This is a genomic window from Aeribacillus sp. FSL k6-2211, assembly GCF_037966125.1.
In the GTDB taxonomy this organism is placed as follows: domain Bacteria; phylum Bacillota; class Bacilli; order Bacillales; family Aeribacillaceae; genus Aeribacillus; species Aeribacillus composti.
Genome location: NZ_CP150190.1, coordinates 706813 through 728860, shown reverse-complemented (window position 1 = coordinate 728860; position 22048 = coordinate 706813). Strand labels below are relative to the sequence as shown.

Annotated in this window: 16 protein-coding genes; 3 read left to right on the top strand and 13 right to left on the bottom strand. The window is 39.9% G+C overall.

Annotated features, from left to right (window positions below; all coding sequences use genetic code 11):
* Positions 1–76 precede the first annotated feature (76 nt).
* The 7 genes from NSU19_RS03620 to NSU19_RS03590 all read right to left on the bottom strand — a co-directional run bounded on the left by NSU19_RS03620 (position 77) and on the right by NSU19_RS03590 (position 11214).
* A complete protein-coding gene (locus NSU19_RS03620) occupies positions 77–1189 on the bottom strand; it encodes a sensor histidine kinase (RefSeq protein ID WP_339198818.1) in 1113 nt (370 codons plus the stop codon).
* Positions 1190–1656: 467 nt separating this feature from the next.
* Positions 1657–2085 (bottom strand): DUF2935 domain-containing protein, encoded by a 429-nt coding sequence (locus NSU19_RS03615; protein WP_339195668.1) that lies wholly within the window; start codon positions 2083–2085, stop codon positions 1657–1659.
* Between the two features lie 232 nt (positions 2086–2317).
* Positions 2318–4306: a sigma-54-dependent Fis family transcriptional regulator gene (locus NSU19_RS03610; protein WP_339198815.1), complete on the bottom strand. Its 1989-nt coding sequence runs from the start codon at positions 4304–4306 to the stop codon at positions 2318–2320.
* A gap of 518 nt (positions 4307–4824) precedes the next feature.
* The gene (locus NSU19_RS03605; RefSeq protein WP_063389236.1) at positions 4825–5325 is read right to left on the bottom strand and encodes an acetone carboxylase subunit gamma; all 501 of its coding nucleotides are present in this window, start codon (positions 5323–5325) and stop codon (positions 4825–4827) included.
* A gap of 4 nt (positions 5326–5329) precedes the next feature.
* Positions 5330–7609 (bottom strand): hydantoinase B/oxoprolinase family protein, encoded by a 2280-nt coding sequence (locus NSU19_RS03600; RefSeq protein WP_339198811.1) that lies wholly within the window; start codon positions 7607–7609, stop codon positions 5330–5332.
* A 22-nt stretch (positions 7610–7631) separates the two neighbouring features.
* Positions 7632–9779, bottom strand: coding sequence for a hydantoinase/oxoprolinase family protein (locus NSU19_RS03595; protein WP_063389238.1), 2148 nt, complete (start codon positions 9777–9779; stop codon positions 7632–7634).
* 553 nt (positions 9780–10332) lie between these two features.
* Positions 10333–11214, bottom strand: a complete 882-nt coding sequence (locus tag NSU19_RS03590; protein ID WP_063389239.1) for a LysR family transcriptional regulator — start codon at positions 11212–11214, stop codon at positions 10333–10335.
* A gap of 110 nt (positions 11215–11324) precedes the next feature.
* Between NSU19_RS03590 and NSU19_RS03585 the strand changes: the two genes are divergently transcribed.
* The 3 genes from NSU19_RS03585 to NSU19_RS03575 are packed head-to-tail and all read left to right on the top strand — an operon-like array spanning position 11325 to position 13879.
* The gene (locus NSU19_RS03585) at positions 11325–12026 is read left to right on the top strand and encodes a CoA transferase subunit A (protein WP_130156714.1); all 702 of its coding nucleotides are present in this window, start codon (positions 11325–11327) and stop codon (positions 12024–12026) included.
* A 17-nt stretch (positions 12027–12043) separates the two neighbouring features.
* Entirely contained in the window at positions 12044–12697 is a 654-nt protein-coding gene (locus tag NSU19_RS03580) for a CoA transferase subunit B (RefSeq protein ID WP_063389241.1), read from the top strand.
* Complete coding sequence (locus NSU19_RS03575; protein WP_063389242.1) at positions 12698–13879, top strand: acetyl-CoA C-acetyltransferase; 1182 nt, start codon at positions 12698–12700, stop codon at positions 13877–13879. It abuts the gene before it with no gap.
* 287 nt (positions 13880–14166) lie between these two features.
* Here NSU19_RS03575 and NSU19_RS03570 read toward each other — a convergent pair whose 3' ends face one another.
* The 6 genes from NSU19_RS03570 to NSU19_RS03545 all read right to left on the bottom strand — a co-directional run bounded on the left by NSU19_RS03570 (position 14167) and on the right by NSU19_RS03545 (position 22012).
* The gene (locus NSU19_RS03570; RefSeq protein WP_130156712.1) at positions 14167–15816 is read right to left on the bottom strand and encodes a ribulokinase; all 1650 of its coding nucleotides are present in this window, start codon (positions 15814–15816) and stop codon (positions 14167–14169) included.
* A gap of 25 nt (positions 15817–15841) precedes the next feature.
* Entirely contained in the window at positions 15842–17629 is a 1788-nt protein-coding gene (locus NSU19_RS03565) for an L-fucose isomerase (RefSeq protein ID WP_063389244.1), read from the bottom strand.
* Positions 17630–17652: 23 nt separating this feature from the next.
* Positions 17653–19125, bottom strand: a complete 1473-nt coding sequence (locus NSU19_RS03560) for a rhamnulokinase family protein (RefSeq protein WP_063389245.1) — start codon at positions 19123–19125, stop codon at positions 17653–17655.
* A 30-nt stretch (positions 19126–19155) separates the two neighbouring features.
* On the bottom strand, positions 19156–19806 hold the full coding sequence (locus NSU19_RS03555) for a class II aldolase/adducin family protein (protein WP_063389246.1): 651 nt from the start codon (positions 19804–19806) through the stop codon (positions 19156–19158).
* A 146-nt stretch (positions 19807–19952) separates the two neighbouring features.
* Positions 19953–20909 (bottom strand): ABC transporter substrate-binding protein, encoded by a 957-nt coding sequence (locus tag NSU19_RS03550; protein ID WP_339199955.1) that lies wholly within the window; start codon positions 20907–20909, stop codon positions 19953–19955.
* 104 nt (positions 20910–21013) lie between these two features.
* A complete protein-coding gene (locus NSU19_RS03545; protein WP_063389247.1) occupies positions 21014–22012 on the bottom strand; it encodes an ABC transporter permease in 999 nt (332 codons plus the stop codon).
* Positions 22013–22048 lie beyond the last annotated feature (36 nt).

Sequence of the window (22048 nt, the reverse complement as noted above, 5' to 3'; positions counted from 1 at the left end):
GTACCAATACTGGGTTTCTTCAGTATTGCCTTTTTTCGGATCATCGGACAAGGGAATTTCCAATTTCTATGATTTTTCACCTTGACATATTACCGCAGGACTTTATTGGCAAAGTCCCATGAACAACAAACTCATCATTTGTTTGAAATATGTTCAAGCTTCCTCCAGCTTCTTTCACACGCTCTTTCATATTCGTTAAACCGAAGCCTTTTTGAAACGGTTTGGCATCCGATATCCGGTTTTTTATCGTAAATTCCAAGTCACCGATCGCATTTTTTCCTAGTATGATATACACTTCCCTTGATTGCGCATGCCGCATCGCATTCGTTAGCGCCTCTTGGATGACTCGGTACAAAACGACATTTTGCTGATTAGTAAGACGGGCCGACAAAACCCCTTGCTTCGTCGTAAAATGCACCATAATATGACTTTCCGATTCCAGCTTACGAATGAGCTGAAGCACTGACGAAATCCCTTCACTTTCATCCATTTTTAGCGCCCTAACTGCATGTCTCGTTTCCTCTAAACTTTCGCGAACTAAAGATTTTAATTCTTCATATTCCTTCCTTTTCTCTTTGATCGAAAGCATCTCAAGCTGCATCAGCAATGCCGTTAATTTATGCCCGACAGAATCATGAATATCACGGGCAATTCTCGTTCGTTCTTCCAATCTGGCCGACCGCTCGTTTTCATAGCTGATACGCTTTAATCCTCTATATTCTCCTAATAGTTGTTCATACAGCTCCCTTTGTTCCTTCCTTTCAAAGATATATTCATTTAAAACAACAGAAATGAAAGTAAATATAGCAAACACCGTCAGCCATTCAAAAGGATTAGGAAGGAATAAGGCGATCAGGATCGAAACAGAAACATGAATGACGGCAAACAGACGAAAGGGCTGTTTTTTTAGCTGAAAAATTGCTTCGACATAAAGATATAAAATTAATAAAAGAGAGGCATGATTGCCTGCAGCAGACTGAAGCCATCCCGCTGACAAAATGAAAAGATCCACGATGATGTACAACAGAAGAGTATTTTTGACAACAGGCAGAAAAAAATAGCAGCCAATTGTACAAGCACTTAAAAATACCAATAAGGTGAGATGTGCTGAATGATCCAAAAAAGCTGAAAATAAAAAGTACGTCCATAAAACAGCAAAAACGAACACTCTGAATAAAAAAGCCTTCACTGACATCCCACCCTTTGTAATCTACTATCAACCTACTGAAACTATAAAAGAATGTCAACGGCTTTTCAAAAGAAATGTCGGACATTTCTCAAATCATGTACCAATTAATTAAAATACTGAACTTCTCCCTTATTCTCTCCAAAATAATTACCCTGTGATTTTAGAATCCAACATTTCTAAATAACAACCTCTATAATTAAAGACACCGGTTTAATCTAACCGATGTCTTTAACTAAATCCTATAACTAACAATAACTATTCCTATATCTAATTAGTTAATGTAAAAACCGTATAAAATCAATATTCCAGCGGTTTTTATAAATAAAATTTTTTCTTACTAGTATTCCATACTCCTTAGAGTATGTAAAAATATTCTCATACTCTCTAAATTACACATCGTAGATATAATAATAAAATCCAGGAAAACAAAAAGGAAACTCCTTCAAAAAAGGAATTCCCTTGAAAATTTACTTGCTGCCATACAACAGCACTTGCGCTATGCCGACAAAATATTCTGATTCACGAATAATATGGTCCAAAACAACTTTGGCGGTCGGATTTTTTCGAACAGCAGCGCTTTCCGTTTTAATTTGCCGGCATAATTTAATAAAATCGAGACTTTGCTTTAAGCAAAATGACACCAAATTCAATACTCGTTGATAAAGCTTTGCTGGAATATAGTAAGGGGAGCGTATGACAGACTCAATATAGCGCACAACCTTTTGATGCGTCTTCGACAATTCTTCTTCCCAATTTAACAAAGCATCTACATAGTTTTGCTCTAAATTTGCCACAAGCTCTCGGATCACAACAGTATGCTCTTCCTCTTGATGCTTCCAAAACTCCGCTTCATCCAATATGCGAAGCGGCATTTGCTGACCGTAATAAAATTGCATCATCCATCCTCCCATGATCGTCGTTCATTTCAATTGTATGGAAGGAATGGATAAGGTATGATAGCTCATTTTGCTTGAGGATCTTTTTATTTTTCAACACACTAGCTTCTATTAACTATGACACCGTAAAAAAAGCGCCTTGCCTAGGCATTTTTTTGTTTTAAAAAATTTGAGATGTGATGACATGTGAAGAGTTTAGTGAATATGATTGGATTTACGCGAGAAAATCGGCTTATGTTTGTTTTAGCTGATATTTTTTTAACTTCCGATAAAGAGTGGACCTGGCAATATTCATTTTTTTGGCGACAGCTGATAAATTCCAGCCTGTTTCCTCTAAAAGCCTGACAAGCACTTTTTGCTCTTCGATTTCAATTAAAGATAAATCTTTAAGCTGGTTATTGATGGAGAGGCTCATTCTGTTTTCAATAAAGTATGCCGGTAAGTCTTCTATCCTAATAACAGGAGAATCACTAAATATGACGGCATACTCAATGACATTTTGCATTTCTCTTATGTTGCCGGGCCACGAATATTCTAAAAAGTAATTTAAAGTTTCTTGCGCAATGGAAAGGGATTCTCTCGCATACTTTTTTGCAAATTTTTTTAAGAAATAATCAGCAATCAGAGGAATATCTTCCCTTCGCTCACGAAGAGGAGGAATATTAACCGTAACAACGTTAAGTCTAAAAAATAAGTCTTCGCGAAAAAGCCCTTGTTTACACAAGGCATATAAGTTCTTATTCGTTGCAGCAATAATTCTCACATTGATTGGAATCGTTTGAGATGAACCCAGCCTCATAATCTCCTTTTCTTGCAGCACCCTAAGCAAATGGACTTGCAGATCTAGCGGCATCTCGCCGATTTCATCTAAAAACAAGGTTCCTTCGTTTGCTTCCTCAAATTTTCCTTTCTTCCCTTCTTTCGAACCTCCGGTAAAAGTTCCACTTTCGTAACCGAACAGTTCACTTCCAATCAATTCTTTCGGAATTGCGCCACAGTTTATTGCTAAAAAAGGTTTGTCTCTTCTCTGACTGGATTGATGTATTGATTTTGCAATTTTTTCCTTTCCTGTACCGCTTTCTCCCAACAGAAGAATCGGAACATTTGAAGGAGCAGCTTTATAACATTTGTTTAGTGCTGTTAACAATGCATCCGATGTCCCAATAATATCGTTCCATGGTTCATCCTTGAGAATGTATCGCGCAGTGGTACGGAATACCTTTTTGTTATCCTTCAACACGACCATATATCCAGCAACTTCCCCTTTAAAATGAATCGGCTCGATTGCTAAAACCTTGAAATCTCGAACCATCAAATCGCTGGAAATATCGTTTTTCGCAGAGAATTTGGACATCCTTTTCATCTCATTTATTAAAGGATGAAAATCAGGATTTACCGTCAAATCTCCTGCATGTTTCAGGTTAAATAATTCCATTAGCTTTTCACTGCTCTTCACAACATAAAAGGCATGGTTCAGTACTAGAATATGATCATTTTTCCATTTATTTGCACATTGAAAAAAATAATCTATTAAATAGTTATTCACTTTCATATAGACGTATGCAAGCTGTTTTTCAATCACTTGTGCAGTGGATACAGCTAAACCAAGTGTATGAGGCTGAGCATCTTCCCAAAATCCTGTAAAATCGATGACACCGATGACCTCTTTTGTGAAGGGATGAATGATAGGAGCTGAAGAACATGTCCATGGATGACATCCTTGACAAAAGTGTTCTGCAGAAAAAATTTGAATGGGATTTTGGGTGACGATACACGTTCCAATCGCATTTGTACCTGCTGCATTTTCGCTCCAGTCCATGCCAACTGTGAAATTCATTTTTTCCGCTTCCCGCAAAACATACGGTTCACCTTTCAAATAAATTATGCAACCGTTTTCATCTGTCAGTGTGATAAGATACCGAGTACCTTTCAACTTATAAAATAAATTATCAATAATCGGTTTCGCAATTTGATATAGCTCAGATCCTTTTAACAGATGATTTAATTCGTATTCTGTTAAAGCTGCCTTCGTTTGCAATTGCATCGGGTCAACTCCAGTTTCCTGACAGCGGCTCCAAGAATCTAAAACATTTTTTCGTATTTTGCCCGATATTTTATCTTCCCACGATCTTTCCACAAACATTTCCCATAAAGTTTCCAAATCTCTTTTTTTATCTGGCAAGTTGTGCGTAGAGAAAATAGATATATATGGATTGCCCATGTACTCCCCCCTCCTCTTGAACATATTATCAAAATTTTTCGAAAATAGATTATAAAAATTCTTTATTCGGGGCTTTAAAAGCAAAAAACTTACCACCCCCGTAGTTCTTAAGGAATTACACACCAGTGATGATAAGCAAGGAAGTGACAAGTGTTACCACAATTATTAACGTATTTACTCGAAGATATCAAGTGTCTAGATTCGCATTTTTAATCTTTTGAATCAAATTCATGCGTTCACCATCGCTTTATCAAAACGATGTCAAATGTTTAACGCATTTGCTCAAGTGTGCATGCGACAGATTAATTTTGAGCAATACGTTTTGAACTGCTTGTCGTAAAAAATTCTGTTTCTTTATGGTATTCTCTCTAAAAATGAAATAATGTGTCAACTTTCTATAGTTTTTTTAAAACTGCTTTAAATAAAAGTGGATAACCTTTGTGATGAAAACACTAGGTTATCCACTTGCTGTTCGATTGTGTCAGCCTTTAGTCAGAAACGAACTCCTGATTGATGATTTATTTCACTTGAGGTATCGGACGCTTCAGCCATTCATTGTAAAATGCATCAATATCTGGTTCAAAATCTTTTAAGATTGGATACCAAGGTGTTACAGCTTCTACCTCCAGTTGACTTGCACAATTTGGGCAATAGTATTCACGTATAACCTGCCACTCCGGATCTGGAGCAAGCAGTTTCGGATACAGCTCCACCATTTTTTCCTCTGTATCACGAACGTATATAAGCGCATGAAGTTTCCAGTTGTCACTTGCCTCACAAAATTCATGTCCGCAATCACACTTTACGACTCGTTTGCCATCTGGCTTCAAAACGATATAAAGGTGAAGTCCAGCCGGCAATAGAATTGGATCATCCCATGGAACTCTTTCCTGCAAAATGCTGATATATTTATCAAATCGGTCAGTATCCTTAAAATTTGAAAGCATTTCTTTTAATTTGTAAAAATCAATTGTTCCGTCGATCAGCTCTTCAATCGTCTTACGATCATATTGTGCCATGTTCTCACCCCGTTTTTTTCTGATGATTTATTTTTGCTCCAAAGGTTGGTACACCTAACTCATCTTCTGATAAATGCCATTCTGTCGGCAGATTCCAGAACTGTTTAAACTCATTCGCAAATTTTTCACTTAAGGCAAAGCTGCCGGCATACATATGACGAACCTGCACAGCCGCTTCTTTGTTTAGAATTTTTTGTCTCTCCTGCTCCATCCATTCTTTTACAGGAACCCCGCGCTTTAGACGCTCTTTTCTTATTTTTTTGCGGCGTTTTTCTGTCGCTTTTTCATCAACGATATACTTGCCTTTTTCATTTTTGCTGACAACTGCTCCGTAAACGCTTTCTGCATAACGCGGCAGCAGCAGTCCTTCATTTAAATCATCCTCAATCATTTTCGGCTTGCGCTCAAGCGGATCCCCAAAACCAGGACCCCCACGAAGGTAATTTAAATACAGATCGTAATTTTCAAAAATTGTTTCTGTTGTAATGGATTGCTTATCACGGATAATTTCCTTTGCTTCCATTAAAGTATCGTATTCTGGATTATCTGGATCACTGTCTCCCCCTGTAGGAATAGGCAGTCTTTTTTCGATCCGTTCTTTCAAATTCGTTCCATGTGCTTCAAAACGGTATCCTGATGCTGCTGGATAGCCTCCCATTAAACCGCAGTCACTTGACATAAAGCCATTTCCCATAAAGAACATCGTCCAGTCTTTTGCACCATATACCATCCGCAAAGTCTCGTAGCCGCTGCCTCCCCGGTATTTTCCATACCCTGCTGTATTTGGTTTTATGCTTCGTCCCAAATAAAGAAGCGGTTCTGCGAGCTCCCAAATTTCCATATCTCCCATATCACCTTCAGGGTTCCAGATGGCTGCCGCATGGTTAATACCGTCTCTTACCGCACTTGCTCCGACCCCTTCGGCTGCTGATTCGAAGCTGTTAACGGCATGATTTTCGTTAAATTGGTTATATCCTCCTCCTTGCAGCCAGTTAGAAGTGTTGGCATTTCCGGCGTTAACTTCTTCTAAATACCCGCGTGCAAAGTAGTTGCGGCTAAGTGCACGCCATAATGGACTCCATGCAGATACAAGGAAGTGCCATGCATAGCTGTGAGCGGTCCGAATATCGTCCGGATTTAGCCATGAACCGTAAGGCAAGTCGAACTGGCTCGCATAATAAGCGCCATCATTAACCCGATCGTTCGGGATGAGCGTTTGCGACATCATGACCCATATTCCGCTCGTAATCGAAACAGGTGTAGCATTGTAGCTGTGCCATCCCCATCTGTTAACGCCTTCAAAGTCGATTTGGAACTTGCCATCTTTGTGAACAGTCAGTTCTGTTGGAGCATGCATAATCGTGTTTACACGAGCGTAAGGAGGAACATCTAGGTTTTTATACGGTACGTCCACAAATGAAACTTGGCGGTATTTACCCGGAATCAGCAACGTTTTTACTTGATTGACAAAACCGCGCCGTCCATCCTCAATTACCTCGCGAATAAATTGTTTATAAGTGTCGACACCTTCCTCCTTGACAATATCAAGGACAAGGTCTCTGATCATATGGCAGCCGGCAACGCGAGTCCGTTCATCAAGAAGCCAGTACTTTGTTGTTCGGACAGAACGCTGGCTTTCAATAAGCCAATCTTTTAAGAGCGTATCGTTTTTACCGATTTTACGGCAGGCCACTTGATAACCGTCATCGTAACGGCTAACTGGTCCAACGGTCATACTTCCTGGTGCAGTCGCCCCAACATCAATTACGTGGGTAACTCCGCCAACCCAGCCTATCAGCTCGCCCTCGTAAAAGATTGGAACAATTGTATGAACGTCACATGGGTGCACATTTCCGATCTGGCAATCATTGTTACAGAAAATATCTCCGTCTTCAATTCCCGGATTCTCTTCATAATCGTTTTTAATCATGTATTTAATCGCTGCGCCCATCGTCCCGACGTGAATGATAATTCCAGTAGAAGTTACAATCGAATCTCCTTCAGGAGTGTATAAAGTAAAGCATAATTCCCCTTCTTGCTCAACAATCGGGGAGGCCGCCACTCTTTTGGCCGTTTCCCTTGCATGCACAACTCCTCCCCGCAATTTTGAAAAGATCTTTTCATAGCGGATTGGATATGACTCTTTTAATGGCAATGTTTTTAAACCTGCGTAATGTCCTGTCTCTCGGCTGATTTCATCAATTTCTTTGCGCATTTGCTTGAGTGTTTTTCCGTGCCAACCAATATTTTTCTGGCTTTGTATTGTTTTTTCAGTAATCGTCATGAAAAAATACCCTCCTTTTTCCTTAAAGTTCTTTTAAGTGGAAAATGCGATGCTCATCAAGATATGTTTCAAAACCAGGCGGAATCACAAACGTTGTGGCTGGAGATTCTAAAATTGAAAATGCACCGATTTTGTTCCCTGGCTTCAATTTTTCCATTTCCCAAATGTTTGCTTTGATCCACTCGCCCTTCCAATACACATCACGCTGGCCAAGAAACGCTTCTGACGGCGGAGTTTCTCCAGATAAAGGCTCCTCAGGAATTTTCGGCTTTGCCACTTCAACAATACCGCGTACGATTGCTCCTGTGATGCTGTAACCGAGTTCAGGCGATTTGGCCGCTTTTGCGTAAATTCTCGCATACGTTTCTTCGAATGCTTTGACAAGCTCTTCCCAGTCGTTAATATCCTTAAACTTTTGAATCGGCGATTCAATTTCAAGGTCGTTTAACTGACCTTGGTACTGCATGCGGAAATAAAGACGGAAACTCACATCTTGTCGTTTAAAGTTATTTTTCTCAAATTCAGCTGCCACTTTTTCGATTAGTTCATCCCAAGCATCCTGCAATTCTTTACCTGCCTTCAGCTTACTGCTGTCTTCATCTCCGTTGTTTACATTGATATCAAGTGTTTTATCATAGCGGTATTCAAAGTCTGCCGCACCGCAGCCAAAAGCAGAAAATCCAGCTGCCCACGCCGGTACTAGAACATCTTCAAAGCCAAGACCTTTTGTGTAGCCGGCAGTATGAAGCGGACCGCCGCCTCCATAAGAGAAGCATACATATTGAGATGGCGAATACCCTTTTCCAAGGATCATAGATTCAAGGTAATTGCGCAGTTGCGACTCAAGCAGATCGATAACACCGTATGCTGCGTCTTCAACAGATAATCCGAGTGGATCGGCGACCTGCTTCTTCAATGCTTCATAAGCTCTTTCCGGATATAGCTTAACCTCGCCGCCAAGGAAATTATCCGGGTTGATTAGTCCAAGAACAACGTGGCAGTCGGTTACTGTTACCGTTTCTATGCCGCCCTCCGGATAACAAACGCCGACTCTCGAACCTGCGCTGTCCGGTCCAAGTGTTAATGATTTGAAGTTCGGATCCACTCGCACAAAGCTGCCTGCCCCAGCTCCAACAGTATCCATGGAAACAAGCGGTAATGATAGTACAAGCCTTGCCATATCTGGGCTTGTATTAATACTCAAATCCCCTTGAGTAATAAGAGCCATATCAAAACTTGTTCCGCCGATATCCGAGCATGCAATATTGCGAATACCGAGTTGTTCACCGAGATATTTCGCGCCAACTACTCCCCCAATCGGACCTGAAACGAGCGTTCTTGCCAGTTCATTTGCACGCGTACTTATCGTTCCACCGTGGCTGGCCATGACCCGAAGATCAAATTTTGCCCCGTGATTTCTTAACATGTTATCAATTTTCGACAATGTCTCCCGAGACGGGTCTGCTGCATATGCTTCTATAATGGTTGTATTTGTGCGGTGAGACTCTTTTCTAACAGGGTAATAATCAACCGATGCAAACACAGGCACTTCTTTTCCGACTTTCTTCATGACTTCCTTTGCAATATCCCTAATTTTTCGTTCATGCTGCGGATATTTGTAAGAATGAAGCAAACTGATCACAATTGCTTCGACATCCTGTTCCAGAAGGTCCAATACTGCTGGTTCCACTTCATGTTCATAAAGTGGAATGACAACGTTTCCAAATAAATCGACTCTTTCTGTTACGCCTCTTGTCAATTCTCTCGGTACAAGTGGAGGATCGTAACGATGAGTATTCAAGTGTAAACGGTCTGAATAAGAATATCCTAGGTAAGCCTGGATCGCCCGGCCCATTCGATGGAAATCCTCCATCCCTTTATTAACGATCAGACCGACGCGGCGTCCTTTCCTTGACACGAGACGATTCAGCATCGCTGTTCCGGAGTAGACACCCGCAAGCAATTTAGGAAATTCTTCTTCTACTGTTGTGTTCCAGTAAGTTAGTGCATCCCTTGCAGAGTTGAGAAGACCAATTGATTCATCTTCAGGTGTGGATTGTGCTTTTCCGACGACAAATTCACCATTGTCGTCAATAATGAAGGTATCTGTCATCGTTCCCCCTGCATCGATAGCAAGTATTTGTGCATTGCGAGTTGTTACTGCTTCCATCCATTTCTCTCCTTTCTTTTTTCAAAAATTGATTTTGTTTTCACTTTTTACTTTGCAACATTCGTGCCAATATTAAAAATCATCAAAAAATTAAGGGGAGAAAAGGCTTTCGAAAATTAGAGAATGGTGAAAGAGAATGATGAATTGTAGCGAATCGCTACACTGTTTCGCTACAATTTTTTCGTACAACAATACAGCTTAAAAAAGAATTTGTTGCAATTCGCCCATAGAATTTTGTTGCTTGCTCCATACAATTCGACAGACAGCTTAAGCTCGATCAAGAGATTTTTTGTAAAAAAATAGACCATCTTTTAGTCTAGTAAACATAAAAATAACGACAAGGAATTTTCCAAGGGACAACAAAGACGACTTGAATGACAAAGCCACTATTGTACCGTCCTAATTTTATGATGGAAAATTTGATGAACAATAACTGCAGTTTCATTTTGTTTCAATGTAAAAAACAAGTTTGAATGTTCTGAAATTTTAGTTGGAAACAGTTGATACTTTGATGAAAGTCCCCATTATCGAAACGATAAATACGTTTGAAAAATCATAATGGATTTTCTTTAAGCATTTCCAGCAATTTTTTTAAAGCAAATGAGTGATATCTGCCTTTTCTCGTAATGATGCCGAGTCTCCAAAGAAGAGGCGGATCTTTAAGCGGAACAATCGTGATGTTGGGGCTGTTCTGTTTATGAAAAATCATTTTCGGCATTAAAGTAATACCTAGTTTTGATGAAACAAGCTCAAGAATTAAATCCCATTGCGAGCTTTCATATGAAACAATTGGAGTAAAGCCTGCATTTTTACATGTGTTGATGATGTAATCGTGGAGTTTGAAGTTTTTCGAAAACAATATAAACGGTTCATCTTTTAATTCATGTACTGAAACTGTTTGTTTTTGTGCAATTGGGTGGTCACGATGAATAAACAAGACAAATTCTTCTGTAATAAACGGATGAATATGAAAAACGGATTCGTCTACAGGCAGTACAACTATGCCAATGTCAATCTCTCCTTCTTCCACTAATTGTTCGATGACCTTTGCCCCAAGCTCTATAAGTTCAAGTTTCACATTCGGATAGTTTTGATGAAACATTCTTGCAATAGAAGGAAAAAACAAAGTTCCAATGAGCGGCGGAACCCCCATCTTAATCTCTCCAGTCGCAAGATTAGAAAGTTCATCTAATAACATTTTCATTTCTTCCAACGTTTCAATCAATTTTTTTCCTTGCTGATATACAATTTGACCTGCATCTGTCAAACGGAGATGACGAGTTGACCTTTCGATCAGTTCAACATGCAGCTCAGCTTCAAGCTTTTTAACGGCTTTGCTCAATGAAGGCTGTGATAAGTAGGAATATTCAGCAGCCTTTGTAAAGCTGTTATGATTGGCAACATCAATGAAAGATTGAATATCACGAAATTCCACCATACTCCCCCCTTATTTATTCACTATTGGAATAAATTGTATTCTTTTTATCTATTTTACTTATAGATAATGGGAATGTAAACTCTTACATAAGACAAAGAAAGGAGGAGATGTTCATGAACAAAATCATGAATTCATTTTCGGAAGCGGTTTCAGACATTCAAGACGGTGCATCCATTGTTGTAGGCGGATTTGGGTTGTGCGGAATTCCAGAAAAGACTATTCAAGCTTTACGTGACAAGGGGACAAAGAATTTGACTATTTACAGCAACAATTGTGGTGTCGATGATTGGGGACTTGGTCTTCTACTCAAAAATAAACAAATCAAAAAAATGGTCGCTTCCTACGTCGGGGAAAATAAAATTTTTGAACAGCAATTTTTAAGCGGCGATTTAGAAGTAGAACTTATACCACAAGGTACTCTTGCAGAACGAATGAGAGCAGGCGGAGCAGGAATTCCGGCTTTTTATACCGCAACAGGTGTCGGAACGCCGATCGCAAAAGGAAAAGAAGAAAGAGAGTTCAACGGAAAAACATATTTGCTAGAGGAAGCCATCGTTGCAGATTTTGCTTTTGTAAAAGCGTGGAAGGCTGATACTTATGGGAATCTTGTGTATCGGAAAACAGCGCGAAATTTTAATCCGCTTGCCGCAATGGCAGGTAAAATCACCATAGCGGAAGTGGAACAAATTGTTGAACCTGGTGAACTTGATCCGGACGAAATTCACACACCATGTATTTATGTTCAACGCTTACTGGTAGGAACGAATTATAAAAAACGCATTGAGCGGAGAACAGTGGTTACTAAATAAAAGAAGGAGTGATCAGGATGTCTAACAATCGATTAAAGATTGTTAAGCGTGCGGTAAAGGAAATTGAAAACGGAATGATTGTCAATCTTGGCATCGGAATGCCAACACTTATTGCCAATGAGATTCCGTCCAATTTCAACATCTTATTACATTCAGAAAATGGGCTGCTTGGCATTGGACCTTATCCGGTTGAAGGGGAGGAAGATCCCGATTTGATTAACGCTGGTAAAGAAACGATTACTACAGTGCTCGGCGCTTCATTTTTTGACAGTGCCGAATCATTTGCAATGGTTCGTGGAGGACATATTGATCTTGCTATTTTAGGAGGTATGGAAGTTTCAGAGAACGGCGATTTAGCCAATTGGATGATTCCAGGAAAAATGGTCAAAGGTATGGGCGGAGCAATGGATCTTGTAAACGGTGCGAAACGTGTCATCGTCATTATGGAACATTTGAACAAGAGCGGGGAATCGAAAGTGAAGAAAGAATGTACACTTCCACTTACTGGAAAAGGCGTCGTCCATCGATTGATTACCGATTTAGCCGTGTTTGACTTTACAGATCAAGGGATGGTGCTGATTGAAACAATGGATGGTGTTTCAGTTGATGAAGTGATAGCAAAAACAGAGGCAAAATTCACAGTTTCTCCTGAACTTTCGGAGGTGAATTAAATGGTAAAGACAGTTATTTTAGAAGGAGCGCGTACCCCGATTGGAAAATTTAACGGATCGCTTGCTCAATTAACAGCATCACAGCTTGGCGGTATTTCGATGAAAGAGGCTTTAATGCGAGCAGAAGTAAAGCCTGAAGATGTGAATGAAGTCATTTTCGGAAATGTTCTTCAGGCTGGACAGGGACAGATCCCGTCGCGCCAGGCAGCACGTGAAGCAGGTATTCCTTGGAGCATTAAAACAGAAACAGTGAATAAAGTTTGTGCATCCGGTCTTCGCAGTGTAACAATGGCTGATCAAATCATTCGGGCAGGCGACGAAGAAATCATTTTGGCAGGCGGCATGGAGTCAATGTCAAACGCTCCATATGCATTGAAGAACGCAAGATGGGGGTTAAGAATGGGTAATGCACAGATGGTTGATTTAATGATTCATGATGGCCTGTCATGCAGTTTTACTGGTGTTCATATGGGGACGTACGGAAACAAAATTGCGAAAGAGTATGAAATATCGCGTGAAGAACAGGACAATTGGGCTGTGAGAAGCCATAAAAGAGCAATTGCAGCAATCGAAGAAGGCAAGATGGCAGAAGAGATTGCAGCGGTTGAAATTCCACAGCGTAAAGGCAGCCCGCTTGTCATTTATAAAGATGAATCACCGCGAAAAGACACAACGAAAGAGATTCTGGCAACATTACCTCCTGTATTTGACAAAGATGGAACGATTACAGCCGGCAACGCACCTGGAATTAATGATGGAGCTGCAGCGCTTGTACTGATGAGCGATGAACGGGCAAAAAGAGAAGGTAAAAACGTTCTTGCAACCATCATTGGCCATGCAGAAGTTGCGGTTGAAGCAGAAAATTTTCCAATAACACCGGGCCTTGTCATTCTTGAGCTATTGAAAAAGACGGGGAAATCTGTCGATGATATCGACTTGTTCGAAATTAATGAAGCATTCGCAGTCGTTGCACTCGCTAGTATAAAAATTGCGGGAATCGATCCGGAAAAAGTGAATGTAAATGGCGGTGCTGTTGCCCTTGGTCACCCAATCGGCGCAAGCGGCGCGCGTATTCTTTTGACACTAGCGTACGAATTACGCCGTCGCGGAGGAGGGATTGGAATCGCAGCGATCTGTTCTGGAAGCGGTCAGGGAGATGCCGTGATGATTGAAGTAAAATAAAATGGATATAATTTGAAACCTATAAACAAAAAGAGTGAATTTGACCAAACTAATTATTATATTGATTTAATAGAAACATAATCGCCATTTTGCATCAAGCTTTGATTCTATTAAAACATTTAGCATCAGTAGTTTTGTGCGCCAGTGCAAAAAAAAAGAAGCCTCCATAAAATCAGGCCCCATTGAAAGCAAAAAATCATAAACATCGATATATCAACGTTTCAAAACATTAAAGGGGGCATCAATAAGCCGTAAAAGCGACTTATTAGACACCCCCGTATTTTGTATTAATTTTTTATTTTTTTCATCACATTGTTCGTTCCGCGGCCGAAATAGTTTACCAATTTTTTATACTCTTCATAATACAAATTATATTTTTCTACGTGATCCTGTTTCGGATAAAAAACTTTGTCTTTTAATTTGGCCATATTTGCTGCTGCTTCTTCGATCGTATCGTATCCACCTAGTTTTGATCCTGCAGCAACAGCTCCGAACATTGCAGCTCCGATGGCTGATGTGATTTTGTTAGATGCGATCTTGATTGGTCTTGCCGTTACATCTGCATATATTTGCATGAGCATTTCATTTTGATGAGGCAGTCCGCCGCATGCAACCAATTCATTAATTTCGATTCCTGCATTCTCAAAGCTTTCAATGATCAAGCGTGTCCCGAATGCTGTTGATTCAATTAATGCACGGTAAATTTCTTCAGGTTTTGTATTCAGCGTAAGACCGACTAATAAACCTGACAAATTGGCATCAACTAACGGAGTTCTATTTCCATTATGCCAATCCAATGCCAGCAATCCTTTTGATCCTGGAGGCAATGTGCTGGCTTTTTGTTCCAAATATTGATGAATAGATAGATTTTTGGCCTCCGCTTCTCTTTCGACATAACCCGGCACAAGCTCTTTGACAAACCATGCAAAAATGTCGCCAACAGCAGCCTGGCCTGCCTCATATCCGTAGTAGCCAGGGATTATTCCATCTTCGACGACTCCGCTGATTCCTTCGACAAACTCTTCTTTTGTGCTTAACAGCATATGACAGGTGGAGGTTCCCATAACCATAACCATGCTTCCAGGTGCGGTAACTCCTGCACCTGGAACAGCAGCATGAGCATCTATAATTCCAATGGCAACCGGTGTTTTTGGTTTTAGTCCAATTTTTGCTGCAAACTCTTCCGTCAGCTCGCCAGCCTTGCTGCCGATCGGAACCACTTCACCCGACAGTTTTGTTTCATAAATATTTTCCATCAATGGATGAAGTCTTTTTAAAAATTCTTTTCTTACATAGCCTTCCTGTTTATGCCACATTCCTTTATAGCCGGCAGAACAGCTATTTCGTTTCACTTCACCGACCATCAGCGACGTCAGCCAATCAGCTGCTTCAAGGAACAATGCCGCTTCATGATAGAGCTCCTCACGATCATGTATAATTTCTAATATTTTCGGCAGCATCCATTCTGACGAAATTTTTCCACCATAACGCTTTAACCATTCTTCATTCGACTCGCTTGCTAATTGATTAATTGTATCTGCTTCTGGCTGCGCTGCATGATGTTTCCATAATTTTACCCATGCATGCGGCTCATCTTTCCATTTTTCCTGAAAACATAATGGTGTTAATTGTTCATCGACAGGCAGAATTGTACAGGATGTAAAATCAATTCCTATGCCGACGATATCATCTTTGCTCACCCCGGAATCCTCTAACACTCTCGGGATGGACGTTTCCAGCACATCTAAATAATCTTGCGGGTGCTGAAGAGCTGTACTGTTTTTCAGCTTCTTCTGCTTATGAGGAAGAGTTTCCGTTATGACTCCATGTTTATATTGTGTGGAATGAGTACCAGCAACCTCACCAGTTGCAACATCTACTAAGACAACTCTTCCAGATTCAGTCCCAAAATCTACTCCGATTGCGTATTTTTTCATAAGCATCCCGTTCCTTTGTTACTTGTTATTTATAGATCGGCCCAAAGTTTTTACATGCTCTGTAATCAGCGCCTTCAAGATCTTTTGTTCCAAACATGCTCCAAGCATCTGGTCTGAATATTTTTTCCTCAGGTACATTGTGCATATTTACCGGAATGCGAAGAATGGATGCCAGCGTGATTAAATCGGCTCCAATATGACCATAGCTGATGGAACAATGGTTGGCTCCCCAGTTATTCATAACCGAGTAAACATCTTTAAATGCACCTTCTCCGGTTAGATTCGGAACAAACCAAGTGGTAGGCCAAGTTGGATCGGTCCGTTTGTCAAGCACGTCATGAACTTCTTCCGGCAAATCAACCGTATATCCTTCTGCAATTTGCAGAACAGGACCCAGCCCTTTAACAATATTTAAGCGCGAAATCGTTACAGGCATGCCGCCTTTTGTTAAAAAGTCAGTTGAATATCCGCCGCCTCTGAAGTATTCAGTTGAAGCAGGTCTAAATTGTGTTGCTTCCAAGCATTTTTTAATATCTTCATCTGTCAATTCGTAGTATGGTTTAATAACTGGTTTGCCGTCTTTTGTTTGTTCTCCTGTTCCATCCAATGCAGCCGCTCCAGAATTAATTAAATGGATGATTCCGTTTGCCGCTCTCCCTTCAAGAGTATAGCCAGTTACCCGCTTGACAGCCTCCGGACTCCAATAAGTTCTCACGTCGGCAAAAATTTGCGCCGTATTAGTTAAAAGGTAGCCGAACAACATGGAAATGCCGTTCAAGTTATCATTTTCCGTTGCAAAAATATATGGCGCTCTTTTTCCGTTCCAGTCAAAAGATGAATTTAAAATCGTTTCCATAAAATCTCCATTTGGGAAATAGTCGGTCCATTGACGCTGTCCTTGGAAACCAGCAACAATGGCGTTTCTTCCTAGAGCTTCTTCTCCATATCCCATTTCTTCTAATTTTTTATTGCCAACCATTAAGTCGCGTGCGATAAGAGCCATTTTTACGCTGATTTCCCAATCTTTTTCCTTCTGCTCTTCTGTTCTTTTAAAGCCGTCGCGATTGTTGTCCGGACCAACTTTACAGTTTTCCTTCACCCATTTTAAGGCTCTTTCATATTCCTCTTTATCGTAAATTTCCAGTTCAATTCTGCGCACGAATTCGCTCATATCAACATATTCATTTCTCATTCCAAGATAGTTTTGGAAAAAGTCTTCTTGCACAACACTTCCTGCAATTCCCATTGATACAGATCCAATGGAGAGATAAGATTTACCCTTCATCATAGCAACAGCCAGTCCTGCTTTTGCAAAACGAATGAGCTTCTCTTTTACATCTTCAGGTATATTCGTATCTCCTGCATCTTGAACATCCTTACCGTAAATTCCAAAGGCAGGAAGTCCTTTTTGGTTATAACCTGCTAGAACAGCAGCTAAATAGACTGCGCCAGGTCTTTCTGTTCCATTGAATCCCCAAACTGCTTTCGGAATGTGAGGATCCATATCCATTGTTTCAGTTCCATAGCACCAGCATGGAGTAACAGTAATCGAAACGCCAACGCCTTCTCTTGCAAACTTTTCAGCTGCTTCTGCCGCTTCTTTTACTCCTCCAATACATGTATCTGCAATCACACATTCCACTGGCTGTCCATTATAATAAAAAACATTTTCCTCCAGTAATTTAGCTACAGCTTTTGCCATGTTCATTGTTGTTTCTTCTAATGATTCACGAACTCCTTTTCTTCTGCCGTCGATCGTCGGGCGTATTCCTATCTTTGGTAGATTTCCTACATATCGTGGATCTTTTGCCATCTTTCATTCCTCCTGTATGTTATTTATTTAATGATTGCTAGAAATGATTTATAATGTTTTTCCCAATGATCACAGTTTTCGGGTTCATATGTTTTAAAGCTAAAGGAGTTGGTAACAATTTTTCTTGCTTCTTCTAAGTCTGCAATTTCTCCAAGGGCAATTAATTGAGAAAGCATATTGCCGATTGCGCTGGCTTCCACCGGCCCTGCATAAACGGTACGCTTTGCGGCGCCAGCAATAAATCGACAAAACCATTTGTTTTGTATTCCCCCGCCTCCCATATGAATCGACCGGATGTTATGATGGATTAAATTTTCCAGCCGTTCGATCACGAAACGGTATTGAAAAGCTAAGCTTTCCAATATACATCTCAAAAATTGCCCTTTCGTTTCCGGAATAGGCTGTAAAGTTTTTTGACAATAATCTTGAATAGCTTTCAGCATGCTTGGCGGGTTAAAAAACGATGGATCATTTGGATTTATAAAAGAACGGAACGGTTCTGCTTCTTCTATCAGCCGGCTTTCTTCTTCATAGGAGATGCCTTCGCCATTATCGTTCCATTCTTTTTTACACTGTTGAATAAACCATAAGCCGGTATTGTTTTTTTGCAAACGGAACTTCCCGTCAAATGTTCCTTCATTTGTGAAGCCCCATTCATAAGCTTCATCTGAAACAACCGGCTTTTCAACCGTCACACCGATCAGCACCCATGTTCCGCAGCTCATAAAACAGCTTGTTTGATCATTTTGAATCGGCATGGCACCTAAAGCACAAGCTGTATCGTGTCCTGGAACCGCGATGACATTGGCCGGATCGATCCCTAATTCCTTATTAATAGATGCTTTCGTTTTGGCCAAAATGCGATTCGTTTCTGCCAGAGGTGCAAAATTCACCTTATCTGCAAACAGCTTATTTAAAATCGTCTCATCCCAATCTTTTTTTTCCCAATTTAATAGTTGAGAAGTCGACGAGATTGTAAATTCATTTTTGATTTCACCTGTAAACAAATAGGCGAACAGACTCGGTGTCATTAATATATATTTTGCCTTTTCTATTAGCTCAGGCCTTGTTTTCAAAATCGCATACAGCTGATAAAGCGTATTGATGGCAGCTGGCTCTACGCCAGTCATTTGAAAAAGTTTTTTCTTATCTATCTTCTCATGGACTTCATCCATAAAGAGAACGGTATGTGTATCCCGATAAGAATACGGGTTTTCTAATAGATCTCCTTCCTCAGAAATGAGACCGAAATCTACTCCCCACGTATCAAAACCAATTCCATCGATCCTTTTTCCATAAACCTCGACAAATTTTTTTATTCCTTTTTTCATTTCAGTAAATAAGTAGTTTAAATCCCAATGCAAATGATCTCCGATCGTGATGGGGTTATTTTGAAAACGGTGAATTTCTGTTATGTTTAATTTTTTATTTTCATATTCTCCGAGTATTAATCGACCATTCGAAGCACCCAAATCAAAAGCTAGTACTCTTTTCATGTCATACGCACTCCCGTAAAATAAGCCTGTTTATGACTTCTTCTTTAACAGACTGGCCCGATACTTTTCGGATGATAAATTTCGTAAATCTTCGCACTCTTGTTCCGTTAAAATTCTCGGAGTACCGACAGTTGAAGCGATGGTAAATACTTTTGCTGATTCTTCGGTTAACTGCATATAAAAAAATGCTTCTTTCATCGTTTTGCCGACTGTGAGCACCCCATGATTCCTCATCACAATGACATCGCTGTCATGGATGACTTCTCCAACAGCTTCTGCTAAAAGATTGGTTGTAGGAATAATATAATCTAAGTAGGAAACTTTCTTTACCATTGCAGGAAAATCGGGGAAAAGCATTGGGATATCTTTCCCTGCACTAGAGACTCCAACAGAGTAGCTAGGATGCGCATGCAACACTGCATTGATTTCTGGATTTCGCCGAAAGCATTCTAAATGCATGAGCAATTCGGAGGAAGGTTTTAAATCTCCAAAAACTTCTCCAGTGTCAATTTTTACTTTAACCCATTGATCATCTTCAATCTCCTTTAAATCAAAGCCGCTTGGTGAAATGTACATATATTCACCATCACGCATGCTGAGATTTCCACCGGCTCCAACAACTAAACCAGCATCTACAATTTTATGTGCATATTTTTTTAGTTCTCCGATTACTGCTGACATTAAATTCCACCTCTAGTATATGTTTATCATCTTGAAAACAATTTTTAAGTTTCGTTTCACCCTGTTTTTATGAGCTGGTTAATCTTTTTCCCCTTCAAGTATTTGTATAACTGGGGCTGCAAAATGCATCCCCAGCTTTCAGGTTATTATTCGTAAATGGCAGATTTAATTTCTTCATTATCAAGATTGGTTTTGTCATACCAATAGAATCCTGTGTCAATAACCTTTTCTACTTTCTCGCCATTGATTGCTTGAACAGCAGCTTTTACTGTTTCATAGCCGATACCGACCGGATTTTGTGTAATGGCTCCTGCCATTGTACCGTCTTTAATCGCTTCAATTTGCTGTTTACCAGAGTCAAAGCCGATGACAACAATTTTGCCTTGTTTATTCATTTCTTTTACTGCATTAATTGCACCGATCGCTGAACCTTCGTTGGCACCATAGATCCCTTTTAAGTCAGGGTGCGCTTGGATGATTGCTTTCGCTAAGTCTGTAGATTTTAATTGGTCACCGCCGCCATATTGAATGTCGACAATTTCAATATCTGGATATTTTTCTTTTATTCTCTCAACAAATCCATCTCGGCGGTTAACACCAGTTATACTTGTTTGGTCATGAACAATTAGCGCAACTTTTCCTTTGCCTCCAATTTTTTCAGCCATTTTGTCTGCCGCTAACGCTGCAGCAGCTTTGTTATCTGTAGATGCAGTTGCCAAAGGAATATCGCTGTCAACCCCTGAGTCAAATGCAATAATCGGAATACCTTTTTCATCAGCTTCTTTTAATAAAGGAATTGATGCTTGGCTGTCTAGAGCAGCAAAACCAATTGCATCCGGCTTTTTATCAATAGCTGTTCTTAACATTTCAATTTGTTTGTCGACTTGAGATTCACTTTCTGGACCTTCAAACGTAATTTCTACGTCAAACTCTTTTGCTGCTTGTTCAGCACCTTTTTTAACAGCTTGCCAGAATTGATGCTGGAATCCTTTAGAGACAATAGCGATATAGGGTTTTCCACTGTCGCCTCCTGCGGATTCAGAGCTTCCTTCGCTCTCGTTTTTCGAGGAGCTTCCGCATGCTGACAAAATGAGCGACAACATTAAAATACCGCATAGAGTTAACAACCATTTCTTCACTGAATTTTCCCCCTTATAATTTTTTTATTTTTTAACTCTAGTTTGTAACTAGAGATAAAAAACGGAATTTAACTGCTTTTGCCTCGACGGATAATATCGATATAAACTGCAACCAAAATGACAAATCCAACAACAACTGTCTGCCATTCTTGAGGGATTGACATAATTCTCAAACCGTTTGTTAATACGCTCATAATAAGAGCCCCAATAACTGTTCCTAAAATAGTTCCTTTACCACCACTTAACGAAGTCCCCCCGATAACGACAGCTGCAATTGCTTCCAACTCATACCCGGCTCCCAAAGCAGGCTGTGCTGAATTAAGCCTTGAAGCCATTAAAACTCCTGCTATTCCTGTAAACACACCTGCAACCGTGTAAATGATGATTTTCCATTTATCCGTATTGATACCGGATAATCTTGTCGCTTCTTCATTGCTTCCAATAGAAGTTGTAAAGCGGCCAAAAATAGATTTCGTTAATAAAATTCCTGCAATAATTGCCATAATAATGAAAATTAGGACACCGTTAGGCAAATTAAATCCTGGTATAATTGAACCTAATGCAATTTCACTGAAGCTAGGTTTATCACTAAAATAAATTGGAGTTGCATCTGAAATAACAAGTGCTAATCCTTTCGCGATCATCATCATCGCCAATGTTGCAATAAATGGAGGAATTTTTAATTTTGAAACACTGAATCCGCTTATAAATCCCATTAATGCACCAGTCAAAATTCCGCCTAAAATGCCGACTATAATTGGCAAATCCCAAAAGACGATAAATACCCCTGTCATAACAGCACATAGCGTCATTCCTGTACCAATGGAAAGGTCAATTCCTCCAGTCATAATAACAAATGTAGTTCCTAACGCCATGATTCCGATAACTGTCGTTGATAATAATATCCCAGTAATATTAGTCCAATTTAAAAAGTTATCGGAGGAAATGGTAAAAAACAGAATAAGTACAATTAAACTAGCAAATGCCAATATTTGTTGCAGTGCATTGGATTTTAATAGATTTCCACTCTTTTTTGTCTCTGTGTTAGGTGCAGTTCCTGTACTCATATTGATCCTCCTCGTTTTGTATTCCAAATCCTTTTG